We start from the raw sequence: 19,254 nt of genomic DNA, 5'->3' as shown, positions 1-19,254 counted from the left end.
TAAGACGGCGGCGGCCGTCCTTATCGGAGGGTTACCCATGAAGCGATTGAAGCCGATTTCACTTCAGAAGAAGCTGCTATTCATTATGATATTTCTCTACTTTCCACTGCCGATTCTCGGCTGGATTTGGTATGAACGGACTTACCAGGTCATTGAGAACAACGCGGTAGATTCCAGCATCCAGATGGTGAACCAGGTCAATTTGCATTTGGAAACCTATTTCACGGAAGTGCAGCGGACGATGCTGCCGATGCTGGCGAGCGATCTGACAGGGGCATTCCTCAACAATCAGGATGATGACCCCATTAAACGCTATGAGCTTTCTTATCGCATCGAGAAAGAGCTGTTTGCCAAGATCGTCATGAACCGGCAGGATATTCAGGGGATCTCGCTTATCTCCGATAGAGTTAAAGCGACTTCAAGCTCCAGCTTTATGCTGGCAGAGCAGCGTTATTCGCTCTATCTCAAACGGCTGAAGTCTCCGGGCCAATTCCGCGTCATGGGTTTCGAAGGGACGCCGAGTACCCGGGTAGTGGCGATGGCGATGAAGTTTAATCCGCCGCAAAGCACGATGAAGCAGGGGATGCTCATCGTGGACCTCAAGCGCGACGAGATGGTGCACATCATTCAGCAGGTGCAGCTTGGGCGGACAGGCTTTGTGTGGGTAGCCGATTCCGCCAATCAAGTCATCTATCATCCTCAGGATGAGCAGCTGTCGCAGGTTGTCCCGGCTAACTATCTGAAGGAGATGGGCACGAAGCAAAGCGGCACCTTCACGATGAACACGGATCAAGGCAAGAAGCTGGTCGTGTTTATCCGCTCGGACCGCACCGATTTGACTTTGATCTCCGAGGTGCTGCTATCGGAGCTGAATCAATCGATCGTGACCGTAAGCCGGATCTCGATTGTGGTGCTGGTATTGCTCTTCCTGCTGTCGATGTTGGCTGCCAGCGGGGTTGTGTACTCGATTACCAAGTCCCTAGTGAAGCTGCTGCAGCTCATGAAGAGCGCGGAGATGGGCGATTTCACCGTGAAGGCACCGAATGAGGGCGGACACGAAATTGGCAGCTTATATCGCGGCTTTAATAAAATGGTCGAGGAAATCAAACGGCTCATTGAAATTGTGCATGTGTCAGAGCTACGGGAGAAAGAGCTTGAAGTGAAGCAGAAGGAGTCGCTGCTGCATGCGATGCAAGCGCAGATCAATCCTCATTTTCTATATAACACGCTTGAATTTATTAACTCCAATGCCATCGTGGAAGGGAACGAGAAGATTAGCAATATGATTGTCTCCTTGGGAGACATGTTCCGCTACAATGTGCAAAATCCGAACGGCGGCGTGCATTTGGCTGATGAAATCCAGCATATTGAAGCTTATCTGGCGATTCAGTCCGAGCGGTATCCAACGTTTACGTACCGCATTGATGTTGATCGTGCAACAGCGGCTTCGATTCCGGCCGTGCGTTCGACGCTCCAGCCGATTGTAGAGAACTGTTTCAAGCATGGCTATGAACGCCACAAGCTCCGTCCCGGCGCGATACGAATTGCGGGCAATATCGTGGATGGCAATCGATTCGTGCTAGAGATCACGGATACCGGCAATGGAATGCCGCCTGAAGTGATGGAGCGCTACAATGCAGCTTTCTCGCAAAATGAAGCCGACTCATCGAATCGCTTCAATCCCCAAGAGGGCTCGCTATCGATCGGGCTTCACAATGTACATTCACGCCTGAGGATGCTCTTCGGAGAACCGTTTGGCCTGTATATTGCCGCTTCGGACGAGAACGGAACGACGATTCAATTGGTGCTGCCGCTGCAGGCGAAATCGAAGGAGGAGATGACCGATGAGCTACCGCATCTTGCTGGTTGATGATGAACCGATGATCAAGCTGAGCATGCGCAAAATATTAACCGATACGCATCCCGATTTCGTCATTGTGGGGGATGCAATGGACGGTCAAGAAGCGCTGGAATTGGCGGAGCGCGAACAGCCGCATGTCATTATTACGGATATCAGCATGCCCGTCATGGGCGGGCTGGAGCTGATCCGCGCTATACACGAGAAGGGCTGGAAGCCGGAGATTGTGATTCTATCCGGTTATGGCGAGTTTGATTATGCGCGGGAAGCGCTGCGATATGGCGTAGCCGATTATATACTAAAGCCGATTCGCGTCTCCGCCGTTAAAGAGCTTATGACCGGACTCTACGAGAAGCATCGGGAGAAAATCGAGTGCTGCCATACGAAGAGCGACCTGATGTTCCAATGCCTGCAAGCATCCGGAGGGCTGTTCGAGCTGATTTGGAAGGTGGACGAGCCCGGCGTGAAAGCAGCGGCCCAAGAGGTCGTGCGGATGATTCTGAGCTATGAACTGCCCGACGAGCAGAAGAAAGAGAGCTTGCTCGATACCGCTGCCGCCATCCGGCATCAATCGGAAGAGCGGGGCACGCCGCTTGCCTTCGAGCTTGTTTGGAGAGAGCAGCTCTCTGAGATGATTCAGGACTTTCATGACATGCTTCTTCATGAGCTGGGTCAAGTAAGAGGCAGCCGAAATTGGGGGAAGCACTCCGCCATTCACGAGGCCATTGCCGTTATTCAGGCTCGTTATGCCGATCCGCAGTTTAAGCTTGATGAACTGCTCTCGGTACTCAATATCTCCGTCACGCATTTCTATAATATGTTCAAGCAGGAGACAGGCAAGTCGTTCATCTCCTACCTGATTGAATACCGGATTGAGCAAGCCAAGCAGCTGCTGAGCCAGCAGAAACAGCTCAAAACCTATGAGGTTGGCGAACGCGTAGGCTATCCGGATTACCCGCATTTCACCAAGCTGTTCAAGAAGGTCGCCGGCGTAACGCCAAGCGAGTATCGGAAGCTCGTGTAAACGCTGTCATTGCAGTGATGAATAACACATACTCGTGAAGATATGTACATCCTCAATTCCATTCATGTCCCCTAGTATAAGTCATGTAAACATTGCAGCTCGAGCGAAACACTATTTTGTTAGGGGGATGAAAGGATGAAGTTTAGAAAAAGTACGGCTTTGGTATTAGGCTCGGTGCTTCTAACCGGAGGGCTGCTGGCTGGCTGCTCGGACAACGCCAAGAATACGAACACGAACGACGAATCGACAGGCGCAGCAACAAACTCGCAGCAGAATACAGAGACAGATGCGGCAGCTGCACCGAAGGTTAATGCATTCGGCTGGACGGTTCCGGAGAAGACGATTACGATCGATTACTATTCTGCCGACAAAGACAATCCCGATAAAGCAGCTAAGAAACTAGTTGCGATCCATGATTACATCCTTGAAAACTTCAACGTAGACGTGAAGAAAACATCCTATGACGTGGATGGCAAAGAGAAGCTGAACCTGATGCTGGCTTCCAGCGATTATCCCGGCGTGATGTCTTCCATCGACAGCGAATCCCTGGACAAATGGCGCTCGCAAGGCAAGCTGATTGACTTAGCCCCTCTGGTTGACAAGTACGGCCCGAACATCAAGAAAGAGCTCGGCGACAAATACAACTCCTACCTGGACAAGGACGGCAAGCTCTGGGGACTGCCGAGAGGTTGGGGTTACCTGCCGATTCCGGACTTTAGCGCTCACATTCGCTGGGATTGGTATCAAGCGATGGGCTCGCCGAAGATCGAGACGCCGGATGATTATTACAATGTGCTGAAGCAAATGGTGGCCGAGCATCCGAAGAATGCGCAGGGCGAGAAAACGTACGCGATTTCCTGGAACGATCAAGTAGGCATCAACAACGTAATGGGCATCTGGGGCTTGAAGGATGGCTATAAGGAAGATGCGAGCCACAACCTGACGCATTGGCTGAATACGTCGGAAGGTCTTGAAGCGGTGAAATACTATAATCGTTTCTTCCGCGAAGGGCTGATGGATCCGGACAGCTTCTTGAACAAATTCGATGATTGGAAGCTGAAGTTCTCGAACGAACGCATTCTCGGCCATATCGGACCTTGGTGGCAGTCGTGGAATGCCGGCCATGAGGTATGGAAGACGACCATGCAGGGCTGGACGGATGAGCAGCGCTACGTGCAGATCGGCTTGAAAGCGCCGGAGGCCGAAGCCGCCTACTTGTCCCCTAAAGATACAACGGGCTGGAACTATACGGTCATTACGGATAAAGAACAGCATCCTGAAGACATTATCAAATTCCTTGATTTTGAAATGACGCCAATCGGCACGCGTTTATTGGGCTGGGGCATTCCGAATTTACCGGATTCGGTTTGGAACTATGAAGAAGGCGGCAAATGGTCCTTCAACGATGAGCACAAGAAGGAGCTGTTTGCGGGTACGCTTGATTTTGAGAAGGAAGATGAACTGACGGGCTGGAACCAAATTTGGCTGGCTCATCCGCAAGGAATCATGAGCGACGACAATAAGAGCACCGCTTGGTACGATCAGAACTTCAACATGGAAGACAAGTGGAAAGCGCTGATGAACACGAACCTGAAGGATACGATCTATGACAACACCGCAAGACGCGTCGTATTCTCGGTCGATAATCCGCTGACCATCGTCAACCAGCAGATTGAAGATTTGATCAAAACCGGCTTCGCCAAGGCGGTCATGAGCAAAACCGAGCAAGAGGCGGTTAACGCCTTCAACGATATGCGGGATAAAGCAGAGAAGCTTGGCCTGAAAGACATCGAAGCTTTCCGCACCAAGGAATATCAGAGCAATCTGGCTAAATTGCAGTAAAGCACGCGGGGGGCCGTTCCTGTTCCGAACGGAGCCCCCTTTTTCAAAACAGAATAACGTGATTCTTAAGTAGGAGGCACACGTATGACACAGCTGTGGAAAAGAGTGCGGCGTGAACGGCAAATTTGGCTGCTCTGTATTCCGATGATCGCATGGGTGCTTACGTTCTCGTATTACCCCATGTATGGACTGCTTATTTCCTTTCAAAATTATGTTCCCGGACATTCCATGTTCTCCAATTGGATCGGGTTTGACAATTTCGTTCGCTTCTTCAATGAGCCGGACTTTGTGCAAATCGTGCGCAATACGCTCGTCATTAGCTTCTTAAACTTAATCGTTGGGTTTCCTGCCCCGATTATTCTCGCGCTGCTGCTGAACGAATTGAAAGGCCGTTATTTTAAAAAGACCATTCAATCGCTGTCGTATATCCCTTACTTCATCTCGTGGGTGGTGGTTGCCAACATCCTCATTACGCTGCTGGGAAGCGACGGGATTCTGAACGATATATTGCTCAGGCTTGGCATCATTGACGGACCGATCGGATTTCTGACAGAGGGCAAATACTTCTGGACGATCCTTGTAAGCAGCAATGTGTGGAAGGACATGGGCTTCTCCGCCATTATTTATTTGTCCGCCATCGCCGGCATTGATAAGGAGCAGTACGAAGCAGGCCGGGTAGACGGACTGGGGCGCTTCGGTCTTATCCGCCATATTACCATTCCGGGTATCCGTTCTACGGCCGTACTTCTGCTCATCCTCGCAATTGGCGGCATTCTGAATGCCGGCTTCGAGCAGCAGCTCTTGATCGGAAACCCGCTCACGCAGGATCATTACGAGGTTATTGATACGTATGTGTACCGCTTCGGCGTACAGCTCGGGAATTATTCCTACGGAACAGCCGTCGGGTTGATGAAGAGCGGAATCGGTCTTATTCTCGTCATCGTGGCGAACCGTCTGTCCAAGCGCTACATGCAATCATCTATTTTCTAGGAAGGAGGACTGATCGCGATGGAAACCTCTTATATTAAGCCCTCTTTTGCAAGCCGGGTGGCGGATGTACTCATCATTGCCGCGCTGCTGCTGCTGGCTTTTATCGTTGTCTATCCGTTCATCAATCTGCTGGCGCTGTCCTTCAATGACGGCAAGGATGCGGCGCGCGGCGGCATTTATTTCTTCCCCCGCAAGGTTTCATTCTCCGCCTATAGCATGCTATTCGAGAATGAGAAGCTGCTAAGGGGACTCGGCTGGTCGATTCTGCGCGTCGTGATCGGTACGGGCACCTGCTTGTTCGTGACGGGACTCTTGTCTTACATCATCAGCATTCGGACGTTCTCGGGCCGCAAATTTATGCGTATTCTGTTCTTTATGACGATGTACTTCAGCGGTGGTATCATCCCGACTTATATTCTGATGAACCAGCTGCATTTGACGAATACGTTTCAGGTGTACTGGATCCCGGGACTCATTAACGCGTACTTCATGCTGCTCATGGCTTCCTATATCTCCGACCTGCCGGAAGCGCTGTTCGAATCGGCGCGGATTGACGGAGCAGGGGAGCTCCGCATCTATTGGCGAATTGTCATTCCTGTAGCGATGCCGGTGTTCGCCGCAGTGTCCATCTATGGGGCGGTAGGTCACTGGAACTCTTGGTTCGATGTTATTCTCTACAACTTTAACGGGAAATTCGATACGCTCCAGGTGTACCTGAGACGCTTGCTTCTGGAAGTCGAGGCTACACAGCAAATTCGCGATCAACAGCTGCTGCTGCATAAGTTTCAGGGCTTATCTCCACAGACGCTGCGCGCGGCGACAACCGTCCTCGTGACGGTGCCGATTCTTTGCGTGTATCCGTTTCTGCAGAAATATTTTATCGGCGGGATTACGTTAGGCTCTGTCAAGTAATAACGATTCGGCTGCATTGAGATAAGGGAGGTTATGGCGTGAGTCCGATATCCGTATTAAGTCCGTTTAAGCTGACTTCTTCATCCGAGGCGCTTCAGGCTGCTGCGCGCTGGGCGAAGGAGCAGGCGCTAGCTTACGCGTCGGTAAGTGATCCGGTTGGACCGTGGTACGAAGCGGCGCTGCCGGGACGCGAGGCGTTCTGCATGCGCGATGTGGCGCATATGAGCGCAGGAGCCGCTGTACTTGGGCTAGGCGCACACACGAAGAATATGCTGCTGAAGTTTGCGGAGAACATCAGCGAGTCTAAGGATTGGTGCACGTACTGGGAAATAACGAAGGAAGGGCTTCCGTGCCCGGATGATTATACGAGCGATGCCGATTTCTGGTACAACTTGCCTGCCAACTTCGACGTAATCGACTGCTGTTATCGGCAATATTTGTGGAGCGGGGATAGGGATTTTCTAACGGATGAACGGTTCCTTACATTCTACGAGCGGAGCTTAAACGACTATGTACAGCGCTGGGATCGTGATGGAGACGGCATTCCCGACCATGTGAAGGGCGAAGGCCGGCGCGGTATTGCGTCTTACGTGGAGGATTCGCTTACACCTCGGGTGGGAGGCGATCTTGTAGCGGCGCAATATGGCGCTTACGCCGCCTATAGTGCTATGGCTTCGCTGCGCGGGGAGTATGACAAAGCGGCACATTATAGGGCTTTGGCGGAGCGGCTGCAGCAGATGTTTGATACAGAGTGGTGGAGTGAGGCGAAGCAGCGGTTTAGCGCGGCAATCTTGCAGGATGGTCAGTTTCATAACAGCTATTATTTGTCGGCGCAATACATGCCAGTTTATTTCGGGTTGATCGCATCGGCTGAGAAGCGGCAGCTGGCGGTGCAGGACATCATTCGCAATGGAGTCTCCAATGTGGAGGAGATGTCGCATTTGGCCGATATCTACTACGCCTCTGGGGAGAAAGAAGAGGCTTATCGGGCTATTCTCGCGCTGTGTGACGAAGGGATGAAGCGCAGAGAGTACCCGGAGGTGTCGTATTCCGTAATCGGGAATATGGTCACCGGACTGCTGGGCGTCCGCCCATACGCCGACCAGCAGCTCATCGAGATTGCGCCGCAGCTGCCGGATGGGTTGGACTGGGTACGAGCGGAAGGGATTGCGATGCTGAGCAATACGCTGCTTGTTGAAGTTCGCGATGGCCGCGTTACGGTGGCTAATCAACAGGGACCGGTTATCCATGTGCGCATTGGCGATAAGCGGGTTTCTTTAGAGGAGCAAGAGGAATTCAGCTTATGATGATGAAGGCGGCATAGGTCGTCTGGTAGCATGAGAAAAAGACCCGCCGAGAGCGGGTCTTTTTGCTATGAAAAGCGTGAAATTAAGCCTGTTTGGAAGCTTCGATTTCGATTGTGAATTTCACTTCATCGCCGATTAGAACGCCGCCTGTTTCAAGCGCCGCGTTGTAAGTCAGGCCGTAATCGCTCCGTTTGAAAGCGCCTTTGCCGCTGAAGCCAACTTTCTCGTTGCCCCATGGGTCTTTGCCGCTGCCTTCATAAGTAACGGTGAACGATTCTGTACGAGTCAAGCCGTGCAAAGTCAGATCGCCGCTAACGTTATATTCGCCATCATCTGTTTTGCTAATGGATGTCGATTTGAAGGAGAGGGTTGGGTATTGCTCGATATCGAAGAAATCACCGGTGCGAAGGTGGTTATCGCGATCGGCATTACGAGTGTCGATGCTGCTAAGCGCAATGTTAAATTCAATGTTTGCTGTAGTCAAATCCGTTGGATCCGCTTCAATTGTGGCATTAAACTCGTGAAACGTGCCTTTAACTTTAGCAATCATCATATGTCTGATTGTGAAATCAACACTACTGTGGCTTGCATCAACGATCCATTTGGACAAAGACATGAATTGACCTCCTAAGTTTACTTACAATTAATAATAAGCTAAATATTATATAGTAAGTTTAATGGGGAAAGTATGTCTTTGTCAATACGGATGTAAGAAAAACCCTATTGATTATTGCGGCTCGGGATAAGGGAAGAGATCGGCGATTCGGGTCGTTTGGCCGCTTTCGGTCGTGAATACCACATGCTCCCGTCGCAGCCCGCGCGGGCTCTCCAGGCCGCATGCCGCAGACAGCGAGAACAAACCTTCCCTCAGCTGCAAAATATAATTCATGACCCGCCACTGCTTCTCCTCAGGCGCGAGTGCAGCTTGATACTTGTCATCGGTTGTGGTGATGCCGGTCGGGCATTTGCCGGTGTGACATTGCATCGCCATGATGCAGCCGTTAGCCATCATGAAGCCGCGCGCCGAATTGACGCAGTCTGCTCCAAGTGCGAGGGCAATCGCTACTTTATCCGGCGTGATCAGCTTGCCGGAGGCGAAGATGCGAATGCGCTCGCGAACGCCGAATTTGCGAGCGGTGTCGTCGAGAATGATGAGCGCCGCGTATAGCGGCAGGCCCATGCCGTCAGCCATCGCCTTGAACGTGGCGCCGGACCCGCCCTCGGAGCCGTCGACCGTAATGAAGTCGGGGTAGATGTTCAGCTCCAGCATCGCCGAGAATAACGGCTCCAGCCGGTTCGGGTCCCCGACGACGATCTTAATGCCTACAGGTTTGCCGCCGGCCTCTTGCAAGGAGCTTATGAAACGGAGCGCTTCTTCCGGGCTCGTCAGCATTTCGAAGCGATTGGGCGAATTGACGGTTTTGCCAACCGGGACCAGCCTTGCTGCCGCTACCGCTTCCGTTACCTTAGAGCCTTCCAGATGTCCGCCGCGGATCTTAGCCCCTTGATGGAATTTGAGCTCGAAGGCTTTAATGTTCGGATTCTCTGCTTTGCGCTTGAACTCTTCTATGGAGAATTTACCCAGGTCGTCACGGAAACCAAACATACCGGGGCCGATCTGGGAAACGACGTCTACCCCGGTTGCGAGGTGAACGGCTGCAACGCCGCCTTCGCCTGTATTGATCCATGACCCGCCGGCCATAGCTGCGCCGCTGCCTGTCGATTGGATATAGTTCTCGCCGACTGCGCCGAAGGAAGTGGCGGACGCGCCGAACATGCCTTTCAGCCGCCATGGCTGAGGGCGATCTTGACCCACGATAATGACATCGTCGTCAGCGAGGAGCCAGCGCTTCACGCTCTCGTCGACGGTTTTTTCTTTGCGCGTAAACAGCCCTTCGTCGGTGATGACGTATTTTCTTCCGGGCACAAGCTGAAGGTTGTCGACCTTCAGCTCGCTCGTCAGCTTGGGAAACATCGCATTGGACAAGTAGAAGCCCGGCTTCTCATAGTCACGGCGCCCGCCGAAAGAAATGAGATCGGTGCGGTATTTGGCCGCATACACCAGGCCGACGAAATCGGCCCGCGAGAACGGTTTGCCTTCTGTATCATTATCGAACCAATATTGCCGGAACTCCGGACCCAGCTTCTCCAGCAAATACCGCATCCAGCCAAGAAACGGATGCGATCGGATAATGGAATGCTTGGGCCGCTTGGAGAGGATGTACATATAGCTGAAGAACGCGAGCAGAGGCAGCGCGACAAGCAAGAAAACAGCGGTAATCAGAATCGTGGCTAACATCTCGGATTCCCCCAGTTGTTAAATTAGCGGGCAATAAATTTCCATTTCAGTATACCATGCGCTTCCATTTTTTAGTCGCCGCAAGGCGTGTTTGGCGACAGAACGACAAAACCTCCATCCCACCGAGAAAGGTAGGTATGGAGGTTCTGCATTTCGGCAACCGGCTGATCGTAAGCTAGCTTACATCCTGACGCTTGCGGTTGCTGAACTGGCTTTCGTACAGGTCGGCGTAGAAACCGCCGGCAGCGAGCAAGCCTTCGTGTGTGCCTTGTTCGATCACGGTACCGTGGTTCATGACGAGAATGAGATCCGCATCGCGGATTGTCGAGAGACGGTGGGCGATGACGAAGCTGGTCCGTCCTTGCATCAGCTGATTCATCGCATGCTGAATATGAATCTCTGTCCGCGTATCGACGCTGCTTGTCGCCTCATCGAGGATGAGGATGGCAGGGTCGGCAAGAATGGCGCGGGCAATGGTGAGCAATTGTTTCTGGCCTTGAGAAATATTCGAGGCTTCCTCGTTCAGAATCGTATCATAGCCGTCCGGCAGCGTTCGAATGAAGTGATCGGCGTAAGCGGCCCGGGCTGCTGCAACCACTTCGTCTTCCGAAGCGCCGATACGACCGTAAGCGATATTGTCGCGGATCGTCCCGTTGAACAGCCACGTATCCTGAAGCACCATGCCGAACAAGCTGCGTAAATCGCCTCGGCGAAGCTGCGTCAGGTTTACGCCGTCAATGGTAATGCTGCCGCTGCTCAGCTCATAGAACCGCATCAACAGGTTAATAAGCGTTGTTTTACCTGCGCCGGTTGGGCCGACGATGGCGATCGTTTGACCTGCGCGGACATGGATGTCCATGTCTTCGATGAGCGCCGTGTCTTCCTTATAGCGGAATTGCACATGGTTGAAGCTCACGTCGCCCTTCGGCTTCATTGCTTTACCGACAAGGGTACCGGCAGCTGCTTGGCTGCTTACAATGGCAACCGGAGCATCTGCTTCAAGCACTTCTTCTTCCTCATCCAGCAGCTCGAAAATCCGCTCCGCGGAAGCAATCGTCGACTGAATGATGTTGGCGATTTGAGCGGTTTGCGTAATCGGCATCGCGAATTGGCGCGAATAGGAGATGAACGCCTGCACGTCCCCGATTGTAATCGACTTGTGCAGCACGAGTATGCCGCCCGCGACGCTGACCAGTACATAGCCGATGTTGCCGATGAAGCCCATGATGGGCATGATCATCCCGGAGACGAATTGCGCGCGCCAGCCGGATTGATACAGCTCCTCATTGACCGCATTAAACTTGGCAACGGATTTGCGCTCATGACCGAACGCTTTCACGATATTGTGGCCCGTGTACATTTCCTCAACGTGGCCGTTCAGTTCGCCAAGCGCCTTCTGTTGTCCTTTAAAATAAAGCTGCGATCGCTTCGCAATCATCTTAATCGCGAGGAAGCTAAGCGGCAGCGTCACAACCGTGAAGAGCGTCATGAGCGGGCTGATCGTCAGCATCATGACGATAACGCCGATCAGCGTCACGAAGGAGGTAATGAACTGCGTCAAGCTTTGCTGCAGCGTTCCGCTGATGTTATCGACATCGTTGACCGCGCGGCTCAGTATTTCCCCGTGCGTGCGGGAATCGAAGAACTTCAGAGGCAATCGCGCCAGCTTCTCGTTCACGTCTTTGCGAAGATCGTATACGGTTTTCTGCGCGACGCTTGCCATGACATACTGCTGAATGAAACTGAACATGGCACTGATTACATATAAGACAGCGAGTATAACAAGGATTTGCCAAATATAATGAAAGTCGATCTCTGCGCCGGGTACGCCTTTAATCTTGCCCATCAGTCCTTCGAACAGCTTCGTTGTGGCTTTCCCCATGATTTTCGGTCCGAGAATCGAGAAGACCGTGCTGAGTACTGCCGTCAGAAGCACGATAAGCAGTGCCGTGCGGTGAGGCTTCAGATAACCGGTTAGTCTGCGCAGCGTAACTTTAAAGTTCTTCGCCTTCTGAACCGGCATACCCATCATGCCGCCCGGGCCGCCGCGTCCCGGGCCGAAACCGAAATTGCTTGGACCCGGGCCGGTTGGGGCACCTGGCCGTTGACCGCCCGGACCGCCAGGACCGCCCGGTCCACCTGCAGGGCCTCGTTGTTGTTCACTCATGCGATTTCCTCCTCTGACAGCTGTGACGTGACGATTTCGCGATAGACGGTGGACGATTGCAGCAGCTCGCGATGTGTGCCAATCGCTGAGATTTGGCCGTCATCGAGCACGATAATGCGGTCGGCATCCATGACGGTGCTAACCCGCTGGGCAACGATCAAGACTGTCGCATCCGTCGTTTCACTGCGCAGTGCCTCACGCAGCTTGGCATCGGTCTTGAAGTCGAGCGCCGAGAAGCTGTCGTCGAACAAATAGACCGAAGGTCTGCGAACGAGTGCGCGGGCAATGGATAACCGCTGCTTCTGGCCGCCGGATACGTTGGTACCGCCTTGCGCGATCGGCGAGCCGAAGCCTTCCTTCATCTCAGAGATGAAGTCGCTGGCTTGCGCTACAACGGCCGCATGACGAATCTCCTCGTCCGTTGCATCTTCTTTGCCGAAGCGGATGTTCTCGGCAATGGTCCCCGTGAAGAGCACCGCCTTCTGCGGCACGAGGCCGATCATAGAACGCAGCGTCTCTTGCGACATCTCGCGTACATCGATGCCGCCGATCGTAATGCTGCCGCCAGAAGCATCATAGAAGCGCGGAATGAGATTGATGAGCGTAGATTTGCCGGAGCCTGTGCCGCCGATAATGGCCGTCACTTCGCCGCGGCCTGCGCGGAACGAAATGTTGGAGAGCGCCGGCATTTCGGCGCCCGGGTAATGAAAGGATACATTGTTGAAAGCAAGCTCGCCGCTTGCAGCAGCTGATCGAGCCGATGAAGCTGCATTAGGGTCTGTGATATCCGGTACCATGTTCAGCACCTCGTTGATCCGAGTGGCCGAAGCGGATGCACGCGGAATCATTACGAACATCATGGAGGCAAAGATAAGCGCGAACATGATTTGCCACGCGTATTGAATAAAGGCCATCAAGTCGCCGACTTCCATATGGCCGCTGTTAATGCGAAGTCCGCCGTACCAAACGATGGCAAGGCTCGCAAAATTCAACACGAGCATCATCGCGGGCATAAGCGAGGCCATGATCCGGTTTACTTTGATCGATGTATCGGTCAGATCGAAATTGGCATCATTGAAACGGCCCTGCTCGTGGTTGATCCGGTTAAAGGAACGGATAACGCGGATACCGGTAAGATTTTCGCGAAGTACAAGGTTAAGCTTGTCGATCTTCTTCTGCATCGCCTTGAACAGCGGGACACCACGGCTAACGATCGCGAAGATAATGAGTGCGAGAATCGGTACGATCGCAATAATAATGAGTGAGAGATTGACGTCTTTGTAGAGCGCCATAATGATCCCGCCGAAGCACATCATCGGGGCCATGACCATGACCCTCATCATCATCATGAGTACTTGCTGTACTTGGGTGATGTCGTTGGTCGTCCGTGTAATGAGGGAGGCAGTGCCGATTTGGTCAAATTCATGCAGGGAATACTTCTCTACATGCCCGAAAACGCGGCTGCGCAGGTCGCGGCCGAAGCCGCCCGCCGCCTTGGCGGACAAGAAGCTGGCACCGATGGAACAAATACCGCCGCCCAGCGCGATGAGCAGCATGAAACCGCCGATCCGCCAGATGTACGGGTTATCCCCTTGTACGACGCCTTTGTCGACGATGTCGGCGAGCAGCGTCGGGAGATACAAATCGGATAACGATTGAAGGAAGACGAATAATAGAACGAATAAAACAGGGATGCGGTAAGGCCGCAGCATACGAAGCAGTTTCATCATAAACGCTCATTCACCCTCTTTGGAGTTAGTTGGTTTGTTTGGACTGTCCTTGCACCATACGGAATATTCCTCTGGTCGCTCGCCATGATAGAAGGCGAAAACATCATCGAGCAATTCTACCAGCAGCGCTGCACGATCCTCGCCCAGATGCTCGATCAGTCCGTTCATCCGGGCATGCATGGCGGCTCGGGCAAGACCGGTCAGCCTGGCGCCTTCCTCCGTCAGCTTAATCCGTACCACTCTGCGGTCGCTCGGGTCCGCGCTGCGCTCAAGCAGACCTCTTGCCGTGAGCACATTGACGGTCTGCGTGATTGTAGGCGAAGCGACGTTCATCAGACTGCTGAGTTCCGATGCCTTCAGTCCTGCGGGATTGGAGCGCATGGCTCCTCCGATGGTGAATAGCGTCATCGTCTCGCTGGGCGTGCAATTCTCGATCGGATTTCGGTTCTTAAACGGAATATGCTTGAGCTGTCGGAATGCGCGGATAAGCTGGTGGGCAGTGCCGCGGTCGTGCTCGTTATGACCTTGCATAGGAAGTGCTCCTTTTTTGCATCATGCATTTAGTTTGGTTAGCTAACCTAAGTATATTTATTTCGCCAATGGAATGTCAAGATTGCTATTTATAAACACTCTGAAAATTGTGTATGATAGTAGGATAAGATTTTAGGTAGGAAAGGTTGGTCGCAATGGAGAACAAGACATCATCCTCTAACTTTATTAAAAATATCGTGGCTGAAGATTTGAAAGCCGGTAAAGTCAGCGAGGTCATTACCCGATTCCCGCCGGAGCCGAACGGTTACCTGCATATTGGCCATGCCAAATCGATCTGTTTGAATTTTGAGCTTGCCGACGAATATGGCGGGAAAACCAACCTGCGTTTTGACGATACGAATCCGGTAAAAGAAGATACGGAATATGTGGAATCGATCCAAGAGGACGTGACTTGGCTTGGTTTTGAGTGGGACGACCTTCGCTTTGCTTCGGATTATTTCGAGGAGCTCTATCAACGTGCGGTGCTTCTCATTAAGAAGGGCAAAGCGTTCGTCTGCGACCTGACGGCCGAGCAAATGCGCGAAATGCGCGGATCGTTGACCGAGCCTGGCAAAAACAGCCCATACCGTGACCGCAGCGTGGAAGAGAACTTGGATCTGTTCGCTCGTATGCGTGCAGGCGAGTTCAAGGACGGCGAACGGATTCTGCGTGCCAAAATCGACATGAGCTCGCCGAACATCAACCTGCGTGACCCTGCGCTGTACCGTATTGCTCATGCTCATCACCACCGGACGGGCGATGCTTGGTGCATCTATCCGATGTATGACTACGCGCACCCGATCAGCGATGCGATTGAAGGTGTAACGCATTCGATCTGTACGCTGGAGTTCGAAGATCACCGCCCGCTGTACGATTGGACGATCATCGAATGCGAGATGGAATCGCAGCCGCGTCAATATGAGTTTGCCCGCTTGAACGTGACGAATACGATCATGAGTAAACGTTACCTCAAAATGCTCGTCGATCAAGGCGTCGTCGAAAGCTGGGACGACCCTCGCATGCCGACGATCAGCGGTCTTCGCCGCCGCGGCTTCACGGCTGAATCGCTGCGTGCTTTCTGCCGCGAAATCGGCGTAGCGCGTGCTTATAGCGTAGTGGACGAGCGGATGCTGGAGTTCTTCATTCGCGAGGATTTGAAGCTGAAGGCGCCGCGCACGATGGCCGTGCTTGCACCGCTGAAAGTGGTCATCACCAACTACCCGGAAGGGCAAGTGGAGATGCTTGAAGCCGAAAATAACGCGGAGAACGAAGAGATGGGCAGCCGCCAAATTCCGTTCTCGCGTGAAATTTATATCGAGCAGGACGATTTCATGGAGAACCCGCCGAACAAATATTTCCGGTTGTTCCCGGGCAACGAAGTCCGCTTGAAGCATGCTTACTTCATTACCTGCCAAGAAGTGGTGAAGGACGAAGCGGGCAACGTAGTCGAGCTTCGCTGCACGTATGATCCGGAAACGAAGAGCGGATCAGGCTTCACCGGCCGCAAGGTGAAAGGCACCATCCACTGGGTGGAAGCTTCCCAAGCCGTACCGGCTGAATTCCGCCTGTTCGAGCCGCTGCTTCTCGATAACCCGGAGGATGACGGCAAAGAGTTCCTGGAGCGCATCAATCCGAACTCGCTCGACGTGCTGCAAGGTTTCGTCGAACCGAACATGAAGGAAGCGCGCGGACAGGACAAGTTCCAGTTCTTCCGCCACGGCTACTTCAACGTAGATCCGAAGCACACCAGCGATGAGAAGGTTGTCTTCAACCGCATCGTGTCGCTGAAGAGTTCGTTTGATCCGAAGGCTTAAAATGAATAGGGCTGGCCTCGCAAGTCATGGTTATGACTTGCGGGGCCAGCCCTTTTTTGCTTGCGTGGTGCAGTTGACCGCCGATAGCGGCATATTCGCTCTCAGTGGGCGAAATCGCGATAAAACCAGCCCATAAGCGGAATAGCCGCTAACACCAACGAAACCCGAGTAAACCTAACCCCGAACTGCATCTTTCCGTCGCCATAAGCCGAATAGCCGCTAAAAGCATGCAAAATCGCCAAAAAACCAACACATAAGCGGGATAGCCATCGCGGGTTAAACAAATTTACCTGCTCTGCCTGCCCTGGCTCAGCCTGCAGCTGGAAGCCCGCCAAAAAGGGCACCGCTGACAGCGGTGCCCCAATTCTAACCCTTCCGCGCCAGCTCATTCGCGCGGATTTCCTCCATAAACTGCGGCCACCACTCGGCCTGCTCGGACCAATCGGCCGTTTTGGCGTTCGCTTGGCCCCACGCCTTCATCGCTTGGTCGCCGCTTTCGGTCATGGCCGCTAAGCTGCCGTAGTCCGGAACGAGCCATTTGCGTCCGATTTGGGCATGAAGCACCTCGTCGGCCCAATCGTAATCTTGGATCAGGAGCGAAATCGGATTGTTGGTGTCCTTCGCGATTTCCCACTCTTTCTGCTTGCCCGTATGTTTAGGCATGAGACTCTGTTCGATCCGCCACAGGATGAGATGAGCATCCTGCGGACTAAATTCGGTATTGAGAATCACCGAAGATCCCATATGAATCGGGTACTTATAAAATGGAACTCCGCCAAAGTACAGGCCGATCTCTCCAAGCATCGCATGCCGGGTTTCATCCCATAGCTGGCGGCTAAGATCGGTGTAGTATTCCCACGGCTTGCCTTCCGTTTTGTACAGAATCGGCCCCATCCACTCCGGTACATCCATCTCGCGAAGTCGTTTATAGATGAGCGAGTAGGCGCGCTCTTCCGGTGAACAGTTCTCATCCCAGAAGTAGGAATCGATCTTGGCGGACGTATTGTAAGGATCGATGAACCGATCATCGCGACGAGGCATCGGGTCCATTTCATAGCGTTGACCGTCCGAACGCGGGATTGCTTCACAGACCACAGCATCGAGATCCCCCGACACGCCGCCGGCAGCGAGCAAGAAAGCGCGCAGGTGAGCTTCCCATTGATCGGCAATGCTCGCCTGCTCAGGCGAATCCATTAACGCCGCGAGGGCCGCTTCTCCCCAGGCGATCATTTCTTCTTCATCCTGCAGCATGCCGCGAAGCAGGCGGTACGTCGGATGCTCCGTCATTTTGTTCATATTCGCCATATACTGGGACAGCGCTTTCGCAACTTCCGGTCGGATGACCCGATAGACCCCGGTGAGCAGCTCCACCGTATTCTCCGCGCGGATTGCTTCATCCAGCCAGATGCGCAGCTGCTCATCCGGATCTTGATCAAGATGCAGGGGAGGCTCGCGCATTTCAGAAACCCGTTTGCGAATAGCGGCACTGTGCTCGGCATCGAGCCACAGATGGTAGCCAAACGCACATTTAACTTCCCATTCCGGAACAGCTGCCAGATGCGCGGACAAGATTTGATTGAGGTTCTTGGCAATAAAGTTGAAACGCTTCAGCAGATTTACGCTTTGGTCGACGGTAAACCCGGGCTTGCAGGCCTCTTCGTAGGAACATATTCCGGCAAGAGGCGGTATGCCTTTATTGTCAATAACGACTCTGTTCAATGCGCGACACTCCCTTATGAAAGTTGTACTTACGTACGATTATATAAGTTCTAAGGGAGAATTTCTTGGTCTAAACAATCTCGTTTTTTTGTCAAAATTGACTGTTAAACTCTTCCGCACCCGGACCGCTCCTTGCCCTGAAAGCGATTGGAGGCACGCCCTCCGCCACCTTGAAGGCGCGGCTGAACGCATGGATGCTGCCGAATCCCAAGTGATCGGAAATATGCTGGATGGAGAGATTGGTATAACGAAGCAATTGTTTGGCCTGATCGATTCGGATTTGGCGATGGTATTGGATCGGCGTCGTGAGATAGTGTTTCTTGAAGGTGCGCAGCATATAGTACTTGCTGATCTTAAATCGCTCAGACAGCTCCTCCAGCGTAATCTCGCTGTCCCATTTGGAGTGAAGATGCCGGCGAATGGCTTGCATGTCCGTACCTGGCCGTTTCATGCCAAGGTCATGCTGCCGGATCAAATAAGTGAGCAGGGAGAGCAGCAATCCTTTGCAAGAGGTTTCGTATAGCGGCAATCGCATTTGAAACTCCTCAATCAGTTCCAGCAGCATCGACTCAAACCGCTTCGGTTGTCGGAGCCGAATGTGGTTCGGGAGCGCGAGCGGTCCTTCAGACATCCGGTCCGGCCGAAACCATGCCAGCTGTTCCTTCGGCATGTGGCTGGGCATGTGGAAGGATACCGACAGCTCCGGGCTGTCCGGCATCTCGATCAGGTCAAAATGCACATGAGGCTGACTTACGGCCGCGTCGCCAAGCACCTGAATGGAATGCGTCTGCCGCGGCTTAAACAAGAAGATGTCGCCGGGAACTCCCTCATAGGCAACGCCTTCCACTGTTACAAGCAACTGCCCCTCTTGCAAGTAAAGAAGCTCGTAATCCCAAATTTGCCGCTCGGGAATAGACCAATGCGAAGGGACGATGCTTGCCATCGCTATGCGAACATAAGGACTAAGCCTCGTGAGGATATCTTGTTCTTCCAACTACGTTGCCTCCCTGGCTGCAATCTACTAGAAGAGCAATTGCTGTTAAAAAGTCACATGGTCCTGA

General features: G+C 52.9%; 14 protein-coding genes. 7 read left to right on the top strand and 7 right to left on the bottom strand.

The window, feature by feature from the left end; translation table 11 throughout:
- The first annotated feature begins 37 nt into the window (after window positions 1-37).
- The 6 genes from AC6ESO_RS23415 to AC6ESO_RS23390 all read left to right on the top strand — a co-directional run bounded on the left by AC6ESO_RS23415 (window position 38) and on the right by AC6ESO_RS23390 (window position 7,933).
- Window positions 38-1,870 carry a sensor histidine kinase gene (locus tag AC6ESO_RS23415; RefSeq protein WP_497093502.1) on the top strand — a complete coding sequence of 611 codons (1,833 nt, stop codon included), beginning with the start codon at window positions 38-40 and terminating at the stop codon, window positions 1,868-1,870.
- Complete coding sequence (locus tag AC6ESO_RS23410) at window positions 1,845-2,882, top strand: response regulator transcription factor (RefSeq protein WP_497093501.1); 1,038 nt, start codon at window positions 1,845-1,847, stop codon at window positions 2,880-2,882. The genes AC6ESO_RS23415 and AC6ESO_RS23410 overlap by 26 nt, the downstream gene beginning before the upstream one ends.
- A 135-nt stretch (window positions 2,883-3,017) precedes the next feature.
- The gene (locus AC6ESO_RS23405; protein ID WP_497093500.1) at window positions 3,018-4,724 is read left to right on the top strand and encodes a type 2 periplasmic-binding domain-containing protein; all 1,707 of its coding nucleotides are present in this window, start codon (window positions 3,018-3,020) and stop codon (window positions 4,722-4,724) included.
- An 84-nt stretch (window positions 4,725-4,808) separates the two neighbouring features.
- Entirely contained in the window at window positions 4,809-5,714 is a 906-nt protein-coding gene (locus tag AC6ESO_RS23400) for an ABC transporter permease (protein WP_497093499.1), read from the top strand.
- Between the two features lie 18 nt (window positions 5,715-5,732).
- Window positions 5,733-6,626 (top strand): carbohydrate ABC transporter permease, encoded by an 894-nt coding sequence (locus AC6ESO_RS23395; RefSeq protein ID WP_494819423.1) that lies wholly within the window; start codon window positions 5,733-5,735, stop codon window positions 6,624-6,626.
- Between the two features lie 38 nt (window positions 6,627-6,664).
- A complete protein-coding gene (locus tag AC6ESO_RS23390; protein ID WP_497093498.1) occupies window positions 6,665-7,933 on the top strand; it encodes an MGH1-like glycoside hydrolase domain-containing protein in 1,269 nt (422 codons plus the stop codon).
- 82 nt (window positions 7,934-8,015) lie between these two features.
- Here AC6ESO_RS23390 and AC6ESO_RS23385 read toward each other — a convergent pair whose 3' ends face one another.
- The 5 genes from AC6ESO_RS23385 to AC6ESO_RS23365 all read right to left on the bottom strand — a co-directional run bounded on the left by AC6ESO_RS23385 (window position 8,016) and on the right by AC6ESO_RS23365 (window position 14,660).
- On the bottom strand, window positions 8,016-8,549 hold the full coding sequence (locus AC6ESO_RS23385) for a YceI family protein (RefSeq protein ID WP_497093497.1): 534 nt from the start codon (window positions 8,547-8,549) through the stop codon (window positions 8,016-8,018).
- Window positions 8,550-8,660: 111 nt separating this feature from the next.
- On the bottom strand, window positions 8,661-10,232 hold the full coding sequence (locus AC6ESO_RS23380; RefSeq protein ID WP_497093496.1) for a glutamate synthase-related protein: 1,572 nt from the start codon (window positions 10,230-10,232) through the stop codon (window positions 8,661-8,663).
- Between the two features lie 175 nt (window positions 10,233-10,407).
- Window positions 10,408-12,399 carry an ABC transporter ATP-binding protein gene (locus AC6ESO_RS23375; protein WP_497093495.1) on the bottom strand — a complete coding sequence of 664 codons (1,992 nt, stop codon included), beginning with the start codon at window positions 12,397-12,399 and terminating at the stop codon, window positions 10,408-10,410.
- Entirely contained in the window at window positions 12,396-14,129 is a 1,734-nt protein-coding gene (locus AC6ESO_RS23370; protein ID WP_497093494.1) for an ABC transporter ATP-binding protein, read from the bottom strand. The genes AC6ESO_RS23375 and AC6ESO_RS23370 overlap by 4 nt, the downstream gene beginning before the upstream one ends.
- 6 nt (window positions 14,130-14,135) lie before the next feature.
- Entirely contained in the window at window positions 14,136-14,660 is a 525-nt protein-coding gene (locus AC6ESO_RS23365) for a MarR family winged helix-turn-helix transcriptional regulator (protein ID WP_497093493.1), read from the bottom strand.
- Window positions 14,661-14,815: 155 nt separating this feature from the next.
- On the opposite strand from AC6ESO_RS23365, the gene AC6ESO_RS23360 reads away from it, so the two are divergent.
- Window positions 14,816-16,474 carry a glutamine--tRNA ligase/YqeY domain fusion protein gene (locus AC6ESO_RS23360; RefSeq protein ID WP_494819416.1) on the top strand — a complete coding sequence of 553 codons (1,659 nt, stop codon included), beginning with the start codon at window positions 14,816-14,818 and terminating at the stop codon, window positions 16,472-16,474.
- A 366-nt stretch (window positions 16,475-16,840) separates the two neighbouring features.
- On the opposite strand, the gene AC6ESO_RS23355 is transcribed toward AC6ESO_RS23360, so the two are convergent.
- Window positions 16,841-18,193: a hypothetical protein gene (locus AC6ESO_RS23355; protein WP_497093492.1), complete on the bottom strand. Its 1,353-nt coding sequence runs from the start codon at window positions 18,191-18,193 to the stop codon at window positions 16,841-16,843.
- 91 nt (window positions 18,194-18,284) lie between these two features.
- On the bottom strand, window positions 18,285-19,187 hold the full coding sequence (locus AC6ESO_RS23350) for an AraC family transcriptional regulator (RefSeq protein WP_497093491.1): 903 nt from the start codon (window positions 19,185-19,187) through the stop codon (window positions 18,285-18,287).
- Between the last annotated feature and the right edge of the window lie 67 nt (window positions 19,188-19,254).

The organism is Paenibacillus rhizoryzae (assembly GCF_059686995.1).
This window is presented reverse-complemented; position numbering and strand designations above follow the sequence as displayed.